We start from the raw sequence: 16,431 nt of genomic DNA, 5'->3' as shown, positions 1-16,431 counted from the left end.
CCGCCGGGCTGAGCGGCTTCTGCGGCGTACGAAGCCCTCCCGCTCAGCGCGTTAGGCGGGCCGTTCGGCAACAGCTTGCCGGTAATCGGGCAACCTGTTGCCGGCAGCCAGGCCTCTGTCTGTGTCAGAACAGGAAATAACGCTGCGCCATTGGCAGTACATCCGCCGGCTCGCACCAGAGCAGCTGGCCATCGGCCTTGACCTGATAATTCTGTGGATCTACTTCGATGGTCGGCAGGTAATCGTTGTGGATCAGGTCGGTCTTCTGCACCTCGCGGCAGCCTTTGACCACGCCGATCTTCTTCTTAAGCCCCAGTTGTTCGGGTACGCCGGCCTCGAACGCCGCTTGGCTGATAAAGGTGATGCTGGTGGCGTGGCGGCTGCCGCCGTAGCTGGCGAACATCGGTCGGTAATGTACCGGCTGCGGTGTGGGGATCGAGGCATTGGCGTCGCCCATCAGGCTCGCGGCAATCGCCCCGCCTTTGAGAATCAGCGTCGGTTTAACGCCGAAGAAGGCCGGGCGCCAGAGCACCAGGTCGGCCCATTTGCCCACTTCGATCGAGCCCACCTCATGGCTGATGCCGTGGGTGATCGCGGGGTTGATGGTGTACTTGGCGATGTAGCGTTTGACCCGGAAGTTGCTGTTGCCCGGGCCGTCGCCTTCCAGCGGGCCGCGTTGCTTGTGCATCTTGTCGGCGGTCTGCCAGGTGCGGGTGATGACCTCGCCAACGCGGCCCATGGCCTGGCTGTCGGAGCTGATCATGCTGAAGGCGCCGAGGTCATGCAGTATGTCCTCGGCTGCAATGGTCTCGCGGCGAATACGGCTTTCGGCGAAGGCGACGTCCTCGGCGATGCTCGGGTCGAGGTGATGGCAGACCATCAGCATGTCCAGGTGTTCATCGATGGTATTGCGGGTGAACGGCCGGGTCGGGTTGGTCGAGGACGGCAGCACATTGGGGAAGCCGCAGGCCTTGATGATGTCCGGTGCATGACCGCCACCCGCGCCTTCGGTGTGGTAAGTGTGGATGGTGCGGCCCTTGAACGCGCCGAGGGTGGTCTCGACGAAGCCGGACTCGTTCAGCGTGTCGGTGTGGATCGCCACCTGCACGTCGTACTGGTCAGCCACGCTAAGGCAGTTGTCGATCGCCGCCGGGGTGGTGCCCCAGTCTTCATGCAGTTTGAGGCCGATAGCGCCGGCCTTGACCTGTTCGATCAACGGCTCGGGCAGCGAGGCGTTGCCCTTGCCGGTAAAACCCAGGTTCATCGGGAAGGCGTCAGCGGCCTGGAGCATGCGCGCCATATGCCAGGGCCCGGAGGTGCAGGTGGTGGCGTTGGTGCCGGTGGCCGGCCCGGTGCCGCCGCCAATCATGGTGGTGACGCCGCTCATCAACGCCTCTTCGATCTGCTGCGGGCAGATAAAGTGGATGTGCGTGTCGATGCCGCCGGCGGTGAGGATCATGCCTTCACCGGCGATTACCTCGGTGCCGGCGCCGATGGCGATGGTCACGTCGGGTTGAATATCCGGGTTACCGGCCTTGCCGATGGCGGCAATGCGTCCCTCCTTGAGGCCGACGTCGGCCTTGACGATGCCCCAGTGATCGATGATCAGCGCGTTGGTGATCAGCGTGTCGACCACATCGGCGGCGCATAGCTGCCCCTGGCCCATACCATCGCGGATCACCTTGCCGCCGCCGAATTTCACTTCTTCACCGTAGGTGGTGAAGTCCTTCTCGACCTCGATCCACAGCTCGGTATCGGCCAGGCGCACCTTGTCGCCGACGGTGGGGCCGAACATATCGGCATAGGCTTGGCGGGAGATTTTCATGCTGTGGGTCCTGTCCGTAGGGTGGACAACGCGAAGCTTGTCCACCGTGAGTCTGCTGGGGTGGAAAAGCCTTAAGCGTTTTCCACCCTACGAAAATCGTGGATTAGAGGTCGCCCATCACCCGCCCGGCAAAGCCGAATACGCGGCGATGGCCAGCCAGATCGACCAGTTCCACATCGCGGCTCTGCCCGGGTTCGAAGCGCACCGCAGTGCCGGCCGGAATATTCAGGCGCATACCGCGCGCGGCGCTGCGGTCAAAGGTCAGCGCGTCATTGGTTTCGAAGAAGTGGTAGTGCGAGCCGACCTGGATGGGCCGGTCGCCGCTGTTGGCCACGCTCAGGCTGATCGTGCGACGGCCGGCATTAAGCTCGATTTCGCCGTCCTGAATCTGGTATTCGCCGGGGATCATCGCTGCTTCACTCCAGGGTCAATTGCATAAAGGTGAGGTCCAGCCAGCGGCCGAACTTGCGGCCGACCTGCGACATCTGGCCGGTGGTAACGAAGCCAAGGCGCTCGTGCAGGCGGATCGAGGCGCTGTTGCCGCTCTCGATGGCTGCGACCATCACGTGCAGACCGGCCGCTTGCGCGCGTTCGATCAAGGCGTGCATCAGCGAGGGGCCTAGGCCCTGACCGCGTTGGTCGCTGCGCACATACACCGAGTGTTCCACGGTGTGGCGAAAGCCTTCGATGGCGCGCCAGGTGCCGTAGCTGGCATAGCCGAGCACCTCGCCCGCGTCGCTATGGGCCACCAGCACCGGAAAGCCAGCCGCCGTGCGCTCGCTCAGCCAGGCCTGACGATTGCTTAGGTCGACCAGAGTTTCGTTCCAGATCGCCGTGGTGTGCTGCACGGCATCGTTGTAGATGGCCAGGATGGCAGGCAGGTCGGCGGCAGTAGCGTCGTGAATCATCATGCTTAAGCAATCGGCTGATGGACGGTGACCAACTTGGTGCCGTCGGGGAAGGTGGCTTCCACCTGAATCTCCGGAATCATCTCCGCGATGCCTTCCATCACCTGATCACGGCTCAGCAGAGTGGTGCCGTAGTGCATCAACTCGGCCACGGTTTGGCCGTCGCGCGCGCCTTCCAGCAGCGCGGCGGAGATGTAGGCCATGGCTTCCGGGTAGTTGAGCTTTACCCCACGGGCCAGGCGCCGCTCGGCCACCAGGCCGGCGGTGAAGATCAGCAGTTTGTCTTTTTCTCTCGGTGTCAGGTCCATCAGGTACTCCAGATACGTGGGGGCACTGCGGTGCGGCCGAGCAGGGCCGGGCGCAACAGCTGCCAGAGGGCAATCAGCCAGGCGCGCGCGTGCAAGGCTTCGTCGGCCAGGCAGCGGGCCACCAGCAGGCCGGGTAATTGGGTCAGGTCGCCGCGCACCGGTGTGCTCAGGTTGCGGCAGCGCTCCAGCAGGTCGCTGTCGATTTCACCGCTGATCAGCAGGGTGGCAAACACCGGTTTGCCCGCCAGGCCGATGGGTGAGTCGAGCAGGCCATCGCCACCCACGACGCGCTGGCGTTCGTGCCAGAGCAGCTGGCCGTCGCGGCGGATATTCAGCTGCGCTTGAAAGTGGCCGGTGTCGAAGCGTTCACCACTGGCCGGGCGGCCGAGGGCAACGATGTCCCAGTAGAGCAGCTTGGCATCGCCGTGCAGGTCGATCTCGGTGGTCAGTTCCGCCTGAGCAGCGGCGTAGACGATGGTTTCCTGCGGCAGCCATTCCAGGGTGGCGCCGGCTTCTACGCGCAGTTTCAGGCTCTGGTAAGCCGGGCCAGCGGCGCGGTACCACTTGGCTGCGCCGGGACTGGTCAATTGCGCCCAAGCGTTGCTGCCGACCGTGGCCGAAATGTCCAGGCGATCACCGCCAGCGATGCCGCCGGGCGGGTGGACGATGATGTGTTGGCACACCTCGGGGCCTTCGGCGTACAGGTGCTTCTGCACCCGCAGCGGGCCTTTATGCCGGCGCAAGGTCGGCCGCGTGCAATCGCCATCGCGGCCATAGCCCAGCGCCAGCTCGGCGTGCCAGCTGGGGGTGAAGACTGCGGCGGGAGCGTTCATGCGCTCACCCGGTTGCGCTGTTGACGCCAAGCTTGCACGGCGGAGTAAACACACAGCAGAACCAGGCCCAAGCTGACCACCAGCCACCATTGCAGGTGCATGCCGTAGTAGGGCGGGGCATGCAGCGTGCCTTGCAGCCAGAACAGCGCCAGACCGATGGCCAGCAGGCAGGCGCACAGCGCACGGCCCCAGGAGCGGCAGTAGGAGCGCGGACGCAGTATCGCCAGCAGCAGGCCGCATTCGGCCACGGCAATGGCGCAGAAAATCAGCACTGGTTTCAGCGGGTAGGGCAGTTCGTTGCCGGCGGGTAGGGCGCGCAGCATCCAGTAGTCCGGCTGGCTGCCGGCCCAGATCAGCAGGGCGATACCCGTCAGTGCGGTGAGCGGGAGCAGAGCGTGACGCAGGGCAAACATCGGGGCCTCGAATCCGTGGGCGAAAGCCTGATTATGCGCAAAGTAAAGGGCCAGCGTCGCCATTCAGATTGCGACCAGTCCGCGCACGCCGTCGGCTTCCATGGTTTCGCCACGGCCCTGCTGGACGATTTCGCCACGGCTCATCACCAGGTACTGATCGGCCAGTTCGGCGGCAAAGTCATAGAACTGCTCGACCAGCAGGATGGCCATATCGCCGCGTTCGGCGAGCTTTTTGATGACCAAACCGATCTCCTTGATCACTGAGGGCTGGATGCCTTCGGTGGGTTCATCGAGGATCAGCAAGCGCGGCTTGCTCGCCAGCGCGCGGCCGATGGCCAGCTGTTGCTGCTGGCCGCCGGAAAGGTCGCCGCCGCGGCGTTGCTTCATCTCGCGCAGCACTGGGAACAGCTCATAGATAAATTCCGGCACCACCTTGGCGTCGCTGCCGGGAAAACGTGACAGGCCCATCAGCAGGTTTTCTTCCACGGTCAAGCGGCCGAAGATTTCCCGGCCCTGGGGTACGTAGGCAATGCCGGCGTGCACGCGCTGGTGCGGCTTGAAGGCGGTGATGGGCTGGCCTTCCCACTTCACCGCGCCTTCTTTGGCCGGGATCAGGCCCATCAGGCATTTCAGCAGGGTGGTCTTGCCCACGCCATTACGGCCGAGCAGGCAGGTGACTTCGCCGACCTTCACGTCGAACGACAGGCCACGGAGGATATGGCTGCCGCCGTAGTACTGATGCAGTTGCTCAACTTGCAGCATGTTCAGGCTCTCAATTCTGTGGAGTTTGGACGGTCGTGATCGCGGCGTTAGCGGCCCAGATAAACCTCAATCACTCGTTCATCGGCCTGTACCTGCTCCAGCGAGCCTTCGGCCAGTACGCTGCCCTGGTGCAGCACGGTGACGTGGTCGGCAATGCTGCCGACAAAGCCCATATCGTGCTCCACCACCATCAGCGAGTGCTTGCGCGCGAGCGACTTGAACAGCTCGGCGGTGAACTCGGTTTCGGCGTCGGTCATGCCCGCCACCGGCTCATCGAGCAGCAACAGTTGTGGGTCCTGCACCAGCAGCATGCCGATCTCCAGGAACTGCTTTTGGCCATGGGACAGCAGCCCGGCCGGGCGCTGGCGCGAAGCGTCGAGCTTGATGGTCTGCAGCACGTCGTCGATGCGGTCTTTCTGCTCGCCGGTCAGCTTGGCGCGCAGGCTGGCCCACACCGACTTGTTGGTTTTCTGCGCCAGTTCGAGGTTTTCGAACACGCTCAGCGCCTCGAACACCGTCGGCTTCTGGAATTTGCGGCCGATGCCGGACTGGGCGATTTCCACCTCGCTCATCTGGGTCAGGTCGAGGGTTTCGCCAAAGTAGGCGACGCCGTTGTCCGGGCGGGTCTTACCGGTGATCACGTCCATCATGGTGGTCTTGCCGGCGCCGTTGGGGCCGATGATGCAGCGCAGTTCACCGACGCCGATATACAGCGTCAGGTTGGTCAGCGCCTTAAAACCATCGAAGCTGACGTTGATATCTTCCAGCGTCAGGATGGTGCCGTGGCGCACGTTCAGACCCTTGCTGGCCAGGGCGCCTGCACCGATTGGGTCACGGCCGCTGCCGGACGGGTCATAGGCGGGTTCGAGCATAAATTCGGGTACCGGAGTGGCGCGCATCATTGCTCTCCTGTGGAAGTCGTTATGAGCGCGTCGCGAGCAATTTCAGCTGCAAGGCGCACGGCGCGCAGCGACGAGACAGTACGAATGTGTACGGCGAGGAGCGAGCACCGCGCAACGCCGCAGATGGAATGCGCAGCAGCGCTCATGATGACTTCCTACGCAGAAGGCCGATCACACCTTTCGGTAAGAACAAGGTCACGACGATAAACAGAAAGCCCAAGGCAAACAGCCAATACTCGGGGAAGGCTACGGTAAACCAGCTCTTCATGCCGTTGACCAAACCGGCGCCGAGCAACGGGCCGATCAGCGTGCCGCGCCCGCCGAGGGCGACCCACACGGCCGCCTCGATGGAGTTGGTCGGCGACATTTCACTGGGGTTGATGATGCCCACCTGCGGTACATAGAGCGCGCCGGCCAGGCCGCACAACACGGCGCTGAGCACCCAGATAAACAGCTTGTAGCCGCGCGGGTCATAACCGCAGAACATCAGGCGGTTTTCCGCATCACGCAGCGCCGTCAGCACCCGGCCGAACTTGCTACGCGCAAGCCGCCAGCCCAGGTACAGGCTGGCCACGAGTAGAACAACGGTGGCGAGGAACAGCACTGCGCGGGTGTGAGCCGAGGTGATGTCGAAGCCGAGAATGGTGCGGAAGTTGGTAAAGCCGTTGTTGCCGCCAAAGCCGGTTTCGTTGCGGAAGAACAGCAACATGCCGGCAAAGGTCAGCGCCTGGGTCATGATCGAGAAGTAAACGCCCTTGATCCGCGAGCGGAAGGCGAAGAAGCCGAACACCAGCGCGAGCAAACCCGGCGCCAACACCACCAGGCACAGGGCCCAGAGGAAGTTGCTGGTGCCGTACCAGTACCAGGGCAACTCGGTCCAGGCGAGGAAGCTCATAAAGGCCGGCAGGCCATCGCCGGCGGCTTCGCGCATTAAGTACATGCCCATGGCGTAACCGCCGAGGGCGAAGAACAGGCCGTGGCCGAGCGACAGCAGGCCGGCGTAACCCCAGACCAGATCGAGCGCCAGGGCGACGATGCAGTAGCAGAGGATTTTGCCGACCAGGGTCAGGCTGTAGGCCGAGACATGCAGGGCGTTGTCCGCCGGCAGCAGGTGCAGCAGCGGCATGGCCAGCAGCACGGCGAGTACCAGCAGGCCGATGGCCATGGAGGCTTGCGGGCCGAGTTTGGCGCTGGCGCGCGCCAGCAACGTTTGATTCATGGGCATAGTCATCAGTCGATCACCCGTCCTTTCAAAGCAAACAGACCTTGCGGGCGTTTCTGAATAAACAGAATGATCAGCGCGAGGATAAGGATCTTGCCGAGCACGGCACCGATCTGCGGTTCAAGAATCTTGTTTGCGATGCCCAGCCCGAAGGCCGCCATCACGCTACCGGCCAGTTGACCGACGCCGCCGAGTACCACCACCAGGAACGAGTCGATGATGTAGCTCTGGCCGAGGTCCGGGCCGACGTTACCGATCTGGCTCAGGGCAACACCGCCGAGGCCGGCGATACCGGAGCCCAAACCGAACGCCAGCATGTCCACCCGGCCGGTCGGCACGCCGCAGCAGGCCGCCATATTGCGGTTCTGCGTCACGGCACGCACGTTAAGACCCAGGCGGGTCTTGTTCAGCAGCAGCCAGGTCAGCACCACCACGAACAGGGCGAAGCCGATGATTACGATGCGGTTGTACGGCAGCACCAGATTCGGCAACACCTGAATGCCGCCGGACAGCCAGTAGGGGTTGGCCACTTCAACGTTCTGCGCGCCGAAGATCACCCGCACCAGCTGAATCAGGATAAGGCTGATGCCCCAGGTGGCCAACAGGGTTTCCAGCGGGCGACCGTAGAGATGGCGAATCACCGTGCGTTCCAGCGCCATGCCGATGGCAGCGGTGACGAAGAACGCCACCGGCAGCGCCACCAGCGGGTAGAGCGCCAGGGCTTCCGGGGCGAAACGTTGGAACAGCACCTGCACCATATAGGTGGAGTAGGCGCCGAGCATCAGCATCTCGCCGTGGGCCATGTTGATCACGCCGAGCAGGCCGAAGGTGATGGCCAGGCCGAGTGCGGCCAGCAGTAGGATCGAACCGAGCGACAGGCCGCTAAAGGCTTGGCCAAGCAGCTCACCGATCAGCAGCTTGCGTTTGACCTGGGCCAGGCTGGTTTCGGCGGCGGTGCGTACCGTAGGGTCACTTTCCACGGCCGGGTCGAGTAGGGTTTCCAGGCGGGTGCGAGCCAGCGGGTCGCCGGTTTCACCGAGCAGGCGCACGGCAGCCAGGCGCACGGCGAGGTCGCTGTCGACCAGTTGCAGGTTGGCCAGGGCCAGGGTCAGGGCATCGCGCACCGCATCATCGGTTTCGCTGGCGACCTGGGCGTTAAGCAGTTGCAGCTGCGCCGGCTTGGCGCTCTTCTGCAGTTGCTGGGCGGCGGCTAGGCGCAGCACCGGGTCATCAACCAGCAGCTGGTGGCTGGCCACCGCAGTGGCGATCAGGCCGCGCAGGCGGTTGTTCAGGCGCAGCTTCTTTGGCGTGTCGAGGGGCTGTGCTTCACCTTCGGCGGCCTGGTAGTTGCCGGCGGTTTCGATAAAGGCGGTTTTGGCGCTGTCAGCAGCGACGCGGCCTTGTTGCAGGGCTTCTAGCAGCGGCAGGCGCGCGGCATCGGGCGCGGCGGACCAGCGTTCGAGCAGGCTGGCCTGCTTGGCCGGGTTGGCGGTGACGAAGTCCTGGGCGTCACCGGCGTGCGCGGCCAGGGACAGCAGCAACAGCAGGCTCAGCAGAATTCGGGTAACGACAGTGGGCATAGGGCAGTCCTTTGGGAGTACCAGCCGCTGCGTGGGCGCGGCGGCTGGTCAGCCTTGGCCCGGAGGCGATCCGGGCAGGGCGTTCCCGGATGTCATCCGGGCTTACTGGCAGGTACTTAGTTCGACTTGACCGCGTAATCCGGCTTCTTGTCGTTGCCTTCGATGAACGGGCTCCACGGTTGGGCGCGGACCGGGCTGCTGGTTTCCCAGACCACGGAGAACTGCCCGTCTTCCTGGATTTCACCGATCATCACTGGCTTGTGCAGGTGGTGGTTGGTCTTGTCCATGGTCAGGGTGTAGCCGCTTGGTGCAGCGAAGGTCTGGCCGTAGAGCGCCTCACGAACCTTGTCGACCTCGGTGGTGCCGGCTTTCTCGACCGCTTGCGCCCACATATTGATGCCGACGTAGGTGGCTTCCATCGGGTCGTTGGTCACGGCCTTGTCGGCGCCTGGCAGGTTCTTGGCTTTGGCGTAGGCCTTCCACTTGGCAACAAACTCGGTGTTGACCGGGTTCTCTACTGACTGGAAGTAGTTCCACGCAGCGAGGTGGCCAACCAGTGGCTTGGTGTCGATGCCGCGTAGTTCTTCTTCACCTACGGAGAAGGCCACGACTGGGACGTCGGTGGCTTCCAGGCCCTGGTTGGCCAGTTCCTTGTAGAACGGCACGTTGGAGTCGCCGTTGACGGTGGAGATCACCGCAGTCTTACCGCCAGCGGAGAACTTCTTGATGTTGGCGACGATGGTTTGATAGTCGCTGTGGCCGAACGGGGTGTAGACCTCTTCGATGTCTTTTTCAGCCACGCCTTTGCTGATCAGGAAGGCGCGCAGGATCTTGTTGGTGGTACGTGGGTAGACGTAGTCGGTGCCGAGCAGGAAGTAGCGCTTGGCGGCGCCGCCATCTTCGCTCATCAGGTACTCGACCGCCGGGATGGCCTGCTGGTTTGGCGCGGCACCGGTGTAGAAGACGTTCGGCGACATTTCTTCGCCTTCGTATTGCACGGGGTAGAACAGCAGGCCGTTGAGTTCTTCAAAGACTGGCAGTACGGATTTGCGCGACACGCTGGTCCAGCAGCCGAACACCACGTCGACCTTGTCCTGGGTCAGCAGCTGGCGGCCCTTCTCGGCGAACAGCGGCCAGTTCGAGGCCGGATCGACCACCACGGCTTCCAGTTGTTTGCCATTCACGCCACCCTTGGCGTTGATCTCGTCGATGGTCATCAACGCCATGTCTTTCAGCGACGTTTCCGAAATGGCCATGGTGCCTGACAACGAGTGCAGGATGCCGACCTTGATGGTCTCGGCGGCTTGCACGGTCCAGGTCATGCCCATGGCGGCGATGGACGCGGTGAGGGTAAAGGCCTTGATCAGGTTGCGACGTTGCATGGTGCGATCTCCATTCACGAACTTAAGTGTTTGAGCTGCTGGTTTTTAGTTGTTTGTCTGGCAGTTGAAACAGGGCAGGGCCCTGGGTCTTCACTTCAGGTCTTCACCTCTGGTGCCGGCATGGTGCGCTGACGCGCGCTGTGCAGCATGTGCAGGGTGATCTTGCGCACTTCGGCCTTGCTGACCTCTATATGGGTCTTGAGCAATAGCTGTGCCTCTTCGCATCGCCGCGACAAAATTGCCGCGAGAATTTCGCCATGTTCGTCATAAGTGGCCGCCACGCGCGGGCTCTGGGTGAAGTCCAAGCGCCTGATAATGCGGATTTTCTCGCTCACCTCGGCGTGCAGGCGGGCCATCTCGCGGTTGCCGGCGGCTTCCAGCAACTGGCAGTGAAATCGCTCATCCAGGCGCGAGACTTCGCGGCCGTCCTGTAAACGCTGCTCGGGTTGCACCAGCCAGGTGCGCTGCAGTTGCACCAGTGCGTCGCTGTGCTCGTCTTGGGGGCGTTCGCACAACCGCCGCACGGCTTCCAGTTCGAGGACGATGCGTACTTCATACAGCTCCTCGAAATGCGCGAAGTCGAACGGCATCACCTGCCAGCCACTGCGGAAATACACTTGCAGGTAGCCTTCGCGCTGCAGGCGGTACAGCGCCTGGCGCACCGGGGTGCGGCTGGCGGCCACGCGCTCGGCGATCTCGCCTTCGGAGAAGCGATCACCGGGCAGCAGGCGGAACTCGAAGATGTCGTCCTTGAGCTGCAGGTAGATGCGCTGGGCGAGGTTGTCCGGGCGCTCCTTACCGCTGCTGGGTGTGCCGCTCAGCTGCATGGGTTCAGCCCTGCTGCTGGCTGGCGATAAACGCGCGCCAGCCGCCGAAGCTGGTGATATCGCGGGCGCCAGCGAGCGCATATGGCTCGCAGATAAAGCCTTTGACCCAACGGCCATCGGCCAGCTGCAGGTTGCCGATACCCAGCGGTGCGGGGATTTCCGCGACAAACTCGCCAAAGCGCGCCTGGGGGATATCCCACAGTTCGACGATGATCGCTGCGCCGTCCTCGGTCACCCGTGCCAGGCCGGGTTTCGGCGGCATGGTGCCGGGCAGGGCATACAGGCGATACGTGGCGGCGCTGGTGGTTTGCTCAACCAATACGGCGTCGCGGCTGGTGAGCTGGAAGTTCAGCGGCATGCCGGTCAGGTGTGCCCCGACCACGGCGACGCGCACGCTGCCGGGGGCTGGACTGCTGCTTGCAACATGCGCGGACAGTGCGCGACCGGTGGCGCCCAGCGGCAGGTTGAGCGCCTGTTGCCAGCGCTGGCCAAAGGCGGCGAGTGCCTGGTCGTGCCAGGCCGGAGCGATCAGGGTGATACCGGCGGGCAGACCGTCGGCACGCATACCGGCGGGTACAGCGAGGGCGGCAAGGTCGGCGAGGTTGGTGAAGTTGGTGTAGGTGCCGAACTGGCTGTTGAACAGCACCGGTTCTGCTTCCATCTCGGCCAGGCTGCGAAGGGTTGGCGATGTCGGTACGACTAGAGCATCGAAACCGGCCAGGATGTCGTTGATCGTCCGGCTCAGTGCAGCGCGAGTGTATTCGGCCTTGTAGGCATCAGAGGCGCTGTACGTGTGACCGTTCCCGACGATACCGCGCACCACCGGGTTGATATGTTCCGGGTCGACGCCTTCGAGCGCCACAGTGCGTTCGGCGACCCAGCTGCCGTAATACAGTTGCTCGGCCAGTTGCTGGAAGGGCGTGAAATCGATTTCCACCAGATCAACACCCAGTTCGCGCAGTGTGCCCAGGGCTTGCTCAAACACCGCCTGGTTCTGCGTATCGCCAAAGAACTCGGGGTTGCTTGGCACTGCCAGGCGCGGCTTGGCCGGCATGCCGACCTTGGCACTATTGGGGTTCTTGCGGCTGTAAGGGTCAGCTGCGTCATAGCCGCCGGCGATCTGCGCCACGCTCAGGGCATCGCTGACGGTCAGGGCAAACACCGAGATGCAATCAAGCGTTTTGCAGGCCGGCACCAGGCCGCTATTGGACAGCCAGCCCTTGCTCGGCTTGAGCCCGACGATGTTATTGAAGCCCGCTGGAACACGGCCGGAGCCGGCGGTGTCGGTGCCCAGCGAGAAGGGCACCAAGCCGCGCGCCACCACGCTGGCTGAGCCGGAGCTGGAGCCACCGCTGACGTAGTCGGGGTTAAAGCTGTTGCACACCGCGCCGTGAGGTGAACGAGTGCCGACCAGGCCGGTGGCGAACTGGTCAAGGTTGGTCTTGCCGATCAGGATGGCGCCGGCGGCGCGCAGCTTCGCCACCACCGTGGCGTCGGCTGCAGCGGTGTAGGCGAACTCCGGGCAGGCAGCGGTGGTGGGCCAGCCGGCAGCGTCGATATTGTCCTTGATGGCGAAGGGCACGCCGTACAGCGGCAGCTTGCTTAGCTCGCCGTTGGCGGCGTCGAGTAGCGCTGACAATCCATCGAGCTGTGCATCGAGCTGCGCTTCGCTGGCCAGGGTGATCCAGGCATTGTCCTCTGTGCTCAGCTCGAGGCGCAGGCTATGCAGCAGCTCGGCGGGTGATTGGCCGTCGCGGTAGGTCTGTTGCCAGTCGGTGAGGGTGAGGGCGATCGGGGCGTTGGACATGCGCTGATATTCCATCTTGTATCCAAGTGATGGAGTGGTCAGAGCAAGCCCAGTGCCAGGTTTGCCAAGTTGATCTATTTCAATGCGTTAGCCGCGTATTGCGGCTTTTTAGAGGGCTGCGCAGAACGGTCGGTGCACCGCAGCGGGGCCGATTGCCAGCTTGTGGTGCAGCCCGAAGAGCTTCCGGGCGGGGTCAGAGGGCGAGGTAGTTCTTTACCCCGGTAAAGATGATCTGCGCGGCCAGGGCGCAGACAAACAGACCCATCAGGCGGCTGACGATCTGCAGACCTTGATCGCCGAGCAGGCGCTCGAACTGGTTGGACATATACAGCACCACGCCCACCGTGAGACTGGCCAGGGCGATGCCCAGCACGGCCACGGCTTTATCGCCCCAATCCGGTTGGCTAGCACCCATCAGCAGCAGTGCACCGATGGTGCCAGGGCCGACGGTGAGCGGGATGGTCAGCGGCACGATGGTCACGTCCTGCTGCACGTTATCGCTCTGCACTGCCGACTTGCCCTGGGCCATGCCGAGGGCCGAGATAAACAGCACGCTGCCGGCACCGATGCGGAAGGCGTCGATGGTGATGCCGAACAGGGTAAAGATATGTTTACCGAACAGGTACAGCAGCACGCTGGCGATCAGCACGCCAAGGGCGACTTTCCAGGCCAGGCGCTTGCGCTCCTTGACCGTGTAGCCACGGCTCAGGCCGATAAAACACGACAGCACGAAGAACGGGCTATAGAGCACCAGCAGTTTCAAATACAGGCTGAACAGCGCGGACGCCATGGAAAGGACTCGTCTCGATAAAGAAGGGTGGCAGGGTAAGCGTGTAGCGGTTGCCGGGCAATCACCCTGCTCAGGACGGCAGGGCGTCGCGTTGGCGGCGGATTTCCCGTTCGGCGACCCAGTGTTCGATCAGCTCGCGCAGTTGCGACATTTCCACCGGCTTGGACATATGCCCGTCCATGCCGACCTGACGGGCGCGTTCTTTGTGCTCATTGAGGATGTGTGCGGTGAGCGCCACCACCGGGGTGCGTGTGCGCTGTTCGGCGGCTTCCCAGGCGCGCAGCTGCTCGGTGGCGGAGAAGCCGTCGAGTACCGGCATTTCACAATCCATCAGCACCAGGTCGTATTGCTTAGCTTTCATCGCGCTGAGGGCTTCTTCGCCGTTGCTGGCAGTGTCGGGCTGCAGGTTGAGCTTGCCGAGCATGCCGCGGATCACTTTGGTGGAGATGGTGTTGTCCTCGGCCACCAGAATGCGGAAGTCATTGGGCACGTTCAGCGGCGCGCTAACCGGCGTTGGGCTGAACATCGGTGAATCGCCCTTGCCGCGTTGCGCCAGTTCATCGGCCAGGGTGGTTTTCAGGGTATAGCCAGCCACCGGCTTGGCCAGGATGCGTTTGATCCCGGCGTTGCGCGCGATGATCTTGCTCGGCGCATTGCTGATGCCGGTTAGCATGATCACCAGAATGTCGTGGTTGAGGTTGGCGTCTTCCTTGATTCGTGCGGCCAGCTGCATGCCTGTCATGCCGGGCATGTCCTGATCGAGCAGCACCGCATCGAAGTATTCACGCAGATGCGCCTTGGTCCGCAGCAGAGCCATGGCTTCCTTGCCCGATGGTACGGCGCTGACCTGCATGCCCCAGGCGCTGCATTGTTGCACCAGCACCTTGCGGCAGGTGTCATTGTCGTCCACCACCAGCAGGCGCGCGCCCTGCAGCGAGGCGTCGAGGTCGGCGGTGGGTTGCTCCAGACGCGTTGCATCCAGCGGCAGGGTCAACCACAGGGTCGAACCCTGGCTGCCGCCGCTCTGGATGCCGAATTCGCCTTCCATCAAGCGCACCAGCTGGCGGGCGATGATCAGGCCGAGGCGGCCGCCGATTTTGGTGGCGGCAAGGAAGTCCTTGCTGTGCAGTTCGGCATTCAGCAGTGCGTCGCGCTCGCTGGCATCCAGCGGTTTGCCACTGTCCTGCACAGCGATGCGCAGGCGCGGGTGTTCGGTATTGGTGTCGAGTGCGACCACCAGAAGGATTTCACCTTCGTCGGTCTGTTTGAAGGCGTTGTCCAGCAGGCTCAGCAGGGTCTGGCGCAGGCGCGTGGGGTCGCCGCTGATCACCCGTGGCACTTGCGGCTGCATAAAACTGATCAGTTCGACTTTCTGCTGTTCGGCCTTGGCGCGGAAGATATCCAGGCAGTCTTCGATCAGCGCGTTGAGGTCGAACTGCACGTCATCCAGCTCGATCTGCCCGGATTCGAGCTTGGAGATATCGAGGATTTCGTTGATCAGGGTAAGCAGCTCATTGCCTGAGCTGTGGATGGTTTGTACGTAGTCGCGCTGCTTGGCGGACAGTGGCGTGCCGAGCAGCAGTTCGGTCATGCCCAGCACACCATTCATCGGGGTGCGGATTTCGTGGCTGATTTTGGCGAGAAATTCCGCCTTGGCTTTCAATTCGGCGGAGCTGGCGGCGAGGGCGCGGCTGGTGCTGAACTGGTCCTGCATGATGCGTCGCTGTCGCTCGCTCAAGGCCATGCTGAGGATAAAACCGCTGACGGCGGTGGTGGCGAGCAGGCCGTACGCGATCCACTCACTCTGTACCGCCCAGTAGCCGAACAGGATTGGCAGGGCGCAGATAAAGGCTGCACAAAAAAGTAGCACTGCCAGGCTGAACAGCCGTGCCGGCTGGTAGCCATGCCGCCAGTGCGTCAATGCAACCATGAGGATGCTCAGTCCGGCGACGGCATTCAGCAGGTAGACCAGTTGATTGAACTGCAAATTGGTTGCGACCAGCAGGGCCACGCAGACCAGGCTGATCACCACCACTTCGCCGGTGAGCAGGTGGTTCAGCGGCGTGCTCGGGCAGACCTTGTGGAAAAAACTGGCGGTAAAGCACAGGGCGCAGAGTGCGGCCAACAGCATCGATAGGTTTGCAATCTGCGGTTGCAGGCTTTGCCATTCGCTGAGCCAGGGCGTGCTGATCCCCAGCAGGCTGACCACCGCCACCAGCTGGCAGACCTGGGTGGCCGCCAGCCACAGGCCGCTCACAGCACGCGTATAGGCAAAGCGCACAAGGTTATAGGCCACCAGCATGCCCAGGCAGCCGAGTAGTAAGCCAAACATCAATGGGCGCTTGTCATCGGCGACCATCGCCTGCGCACTTTGCAGGGTAATGCTAGGGCGCAGCGAATGTTCCGAGGCCAGGCGCAGGTAGATATCCAGTGGCTGCTCAGCACTTGGCAGCGGCAAGAGGAAGTCGCGGCTGGCCAGGGGGCGGCTGGAAAATGGCAGGTTACTACCGGTGTGCGCCTGCTCGATCAGCGTATCGCCCTGCAGCACGTACAGGTCGAGATAGGCCAGATAGGGTGCGAACACCCGCAGCATCTGCGCATCAGTGTTGGCTGGCATGCGGTGATGCAGCCACAGCGCACTGTTGCCGCCAGGGGTGTAAAGCTGGGTGAGGTCGGTTGAGCGGAACTGCGCCTGGCGCTCGGGGCTGCGTACATCATTGAATTGCAGCTCAGCGCTCGGGTCGGTGAGGCTTGACCAGGATGCCTGCGCATCTGCCTGAGCTGACGCTACAGTAAGCGCCATCAGCAGTGTGCTGAGTAGCAGGTAGGTGGCAATCCTCAGCCGGCGCACAGTGAAGTCCCTTCAAAAATA

Annotated in this window: 15 protein-coding genes; all 15 read right to left on the bottom strand. The window is 63.0% G+C overall.

All coding sequences use genetic code 11. The features are described 5' to 3' along the window. Positions 1-124 precede the first annotated feature (124 nt). Positions 125-1,825 carry an urease subunit alpha gene (gene ureC, locus BLO50_RS05625; RefSeq protein WP_090249607.1) on the bottom strand — a complete coding sequence of 567 codons (1,701 nt, stop codon included), beginning with the start codon at positions 1,823-1,825 and terminating at the stop codon, positions 125-127. Positions 1,826-1,928: 103 nt separating this feature from the next. After that, positions 1,929-2,234 (bottom strand): urease subunit beta, encoded by a 306-nt coding sequence (locus BLO50_RS05620; protein ID WP_090249604.1) that lies wholly within the window; start codon positions 2,232-2,234, stop codon positions 1,929-1,931. A gap of 7 nt (positions 2,235-2,241) precedes the next feature. After that, the gene (locus BLO50_RS05615; protein ID WP_090249601.1) at positions 2,242-2,736 is read right to left on the bottom strand and encodes a GNAT family N-acetyltransferase; all 495 of its coding nucleotides are present in this window, start codon (positions 2,734-2,736) and stop codon (positions 2,242-2,244) included. A 2-nt stretch (positions 2,737-2,738) separates the two neighbouring features. Next, entirely contained in the window at positions 2,739-3,041 is a 303-nt protein-coding gene (gene ureA / locus BLO50_RS05610; protein ID WP_003317023.1) for an urease subunit gamma, read from the bottom strand. Further along, entirely contained in the window at positions 3,041-3,874 is an 834-nt protein-coding gene (locus BLO50_RS05605; RefSeq protein WP_090249599.1) for an urease accessory protein UreD, read from the bottom strand. The genes ureA and BLO50_RS05605 overlap by 1 nt, the downstream gene beginning before the upstream one ends. Next, positions 3,871-4,287 (bottom strand): hypothetical protein, encoded by a 417-nt coding sequence (locus BLO50_RS05600; RefSeq protein WP_143003803.1) that lies wholly within the window; start codon positions 4,285-4,287, stop codon positions 3,871-3,873. The genes BLO50_RS05605 and BLO50_RS05600 overlap by 4 nt, the downstream gene beginning before the upstream one ends. A gap of 63 nt (positions 4,288-4,350) precedes the next feature. Beyond that, positions 4,351-5,049 carry an urea ABC transporter ATP-binding subunit UrtE gene (gene urtE, locus BLO50_RS05595; protein WP_090249594.1) on the bottom strand — a complete coding sequence of 233 codons (699 nt, stop codon included), beginning with the start codon at positions 5,047-5,049 and terminating at the stop codon, positions 4,351-4,353. Positions 5,050-5,096: 47 nt separating this feature from the next. Continuing rightward, the gene (urtD, locus tag BLO50_RS05590) at positions 5,097-5,948 is read right to left on the bottom strand and encodes an urea ABC transporter ATP-binding protein UrtD (protein ID WP_090249592.1); all 852 of its coding nucleotides are present in this window, start codon (positions 5,946-5,948) and stop codon (positions 5,097-5,099) included. Between the two features lie 145 nt (positions 5,949-6,093). After that, positions 6,094-7,182, bottom strand: coding sequence for an urea ABC transporter permease subunit UrtC (gene urtC, locus BLO50_RS05585; protein WP_167354433.1), 1,089 nt, complete (start codon positions 7,180-7,182; stop codon positions 6,094-6,096). Next, positions 7,182-8,753, bottom strand: a complete 1,572-nt coding sequence (urtB, locus tag BLO50_RS05580; protein ID WP_090249587.1) for an urea ABC transporter permease subunit UrtB — start codon at positions 8,751-8,753, stop codon at positions 7,182-7,184. The genes urtC and urtB overlap by 1 nt, the downstream gene beginning before the upstream one ends. Before the next feature lie 116 nt (positions 8,754-8,869). Further along, on the bottom strand, positions 8,870-10,135 hold the full coding sequence (gene urtA, locus BLO50_RS05575) for an urea ABC transporter substrate-binding protein (RefSeq protein ID WP_090249584.1): 1,266 nt from the start codon (positions 10,133-10,135) through the stop codon (positions 8,870-8,872). A gap of 95 nt (positions 10,136-10,230) precedes the next feature. Further along, positions 10,231-10,962 (bottom strand): GntR family transcriptional regulator, encoded by a 732-nt coding sequence (locus BLO50_RS05570; RefSeq protein WP_090249581.1) that lies wholly within the window; start codon positions 10,960-10,962, stop codon positions 10,231-10,233. A 4-nt stretch (positions 10,963-10,966) separates the two neighbouring features. After that, the gene (atzF, locus tag BLO50_RS05565) at positions 10,967-12,769 is read right to left on the bottom strand and encodes an allophanate hydrolase (RefSeq protein ID WP_169852816.1); all 1,803 of its coding nucleotides are present in this window, start codon (positions 12,767-12,769) and stop codon (positions 10,967-10,969) included. Between the two features lie 193 nt (positions 12,770-12,962). Beyond that, complete coding sequence (locus tag BLO50_RS05560; protein WP_090249576.1) at positions 12,963-13,559, bottom strand: MarC family protein; 597 nt, start codon at positions 13,557-13,559, stop codon at positions 12,963-12,965. A gap of 70 nt (positions 13,560-13,629) precedes the next feature. Continuing rightward, positions 13,630-16,410 carry a hybrid sensor histidine kinase/response regulator gene (locus BLO50_RS05555; protein WP_208597422.1) on the bottom strand — a complete coding sequence of 927 codons (2,781 nt, stop codon included), beginning with the start codon at positions 16,408-16,410 and terminating at the stop codon, positions 13,630-13,632. Positions 16,411-16,431 lie beyond the last annotated feature (21 nt).

Origin of the sequence: Pseudomonas peli (genome assembly GCF_900099645.1) — a bacterium.
Classification (GTDB): domain Bacteria; phylum Pseudomonadota; class Gammaproteobacteria; order Pseudomonadales; family Pseudomonadaceae; genus Aquipseudomonas; species Aquipseudomonas peli.
The sequence above is the reverse complement of the archived record's forward strand: the minus strand, read 5'-3'. Positions and strand labels throughout refer to the sequence as shown.

What these genes read in the sequence shown, in the direction of transcription:
- ureC (WP_090249607.1), bottom strand. Translation starts at nt 1,825, where the DNA reads ATGAAAATCTCCCGCCAAGCCTATGCCGATATGTTCGGCCCCACCGTC.
- BLO50_RS05620 (WP_090249604.1), bottom strand. Translation starts at nt 2,234, where the DNA reads ATGATCCCCGGCGAATACCAGATTCAGGACGGCGAAATCGAGCTTAAT.
- BLO50_RS05615 (WP_090249601.1), bottom strand. Translation starts at nt 2,736, where the DNA reads ATGATGATTCACGACGCTACTGCCGCCGACCTGCCTGCCATCCTGGCC.
- ureA (WP_003317023.1), bottom strand. Translation starts at nt 3,041, where the DNA reads ATGGACCTGACACCGAGAGAAAAAGACAAACTGCTGATCTTCACCGCC.
- BLO50_RS05605 (WP_090249599.1), bottom strand. Translation starts at nt 3,874, where the DNA reads ATGAACGCTCCCGCCGCAGTCTTCACCCCCAGCTGGCACGCCGAGCTG.
- BLO50_RS05600 (WP_143003803.1), bottom strand. Translation starts at nt 4,287, where the DNA reads ATGTTTGCCCTGCGTCACGCTCTGCTCCCGCTCACCGCACTGACGGGT.
- urtE (WP_090249594.1), bottom strand. Translation starts at nt 5,049, where the DNA reads ATGCTGCAAGTTGAGCAACTGCATCAGTACTACGGCGGCAGCCATATC.
- urtD (WP_090249592.1), bottom strand. Translation starts at nt 5,948, where the DNA reads ATGCGCGCCACTCCGGTACCCGAATTTATGCTCGAACCCGCCTATGAC.
- urtC (WP_167354433.1), bottom strand. Translation starts at nt 7,182, where the DNA reads ATGACTATGCCCATGAATCAAACGTTGCTGGCGCGCGCCAGCGCCAAA.
- urtB (WP_090249587.1), bottom strand. Translation starts at nt 8,753, where the DNA reads ATGCCCACTGTCGTTACCCGAATTCTGCTGAGCCTGCTGTTGCTGCTG.
- urtA (WP_090249584.1), bottom strand. Translation starts at nt 10,135, where the DNA reads ATGCAACGTCGCAACCTGATCAAGGCCTTTACCCTCACCGCGTCCATC.
- BLO50_RS05570 (WP_090249581.1), bottom strand. Translation starts at nt 10,962, where the DNA reads ATGCAGCTGAGCGGCACACCCAGCAGCGGTAAGGAGCGCCCGGACAAC.
- atzF (WP_169852816.1), bottom strand. Translation starts at nt 12,769, where the DNA reads ATGTCCAACGCCCCGATCGCCCTCACCCTCACCGACTGGCAACAGACC.
- BLO50_RS05560 (WP_090249576.1), bottom strand. Translation starts at nt 13,559, where the DNA reads ATGGCGTCCGCGCTGTTCAGCCTGTATTTGAAACTGCTGGTGCTCTAT.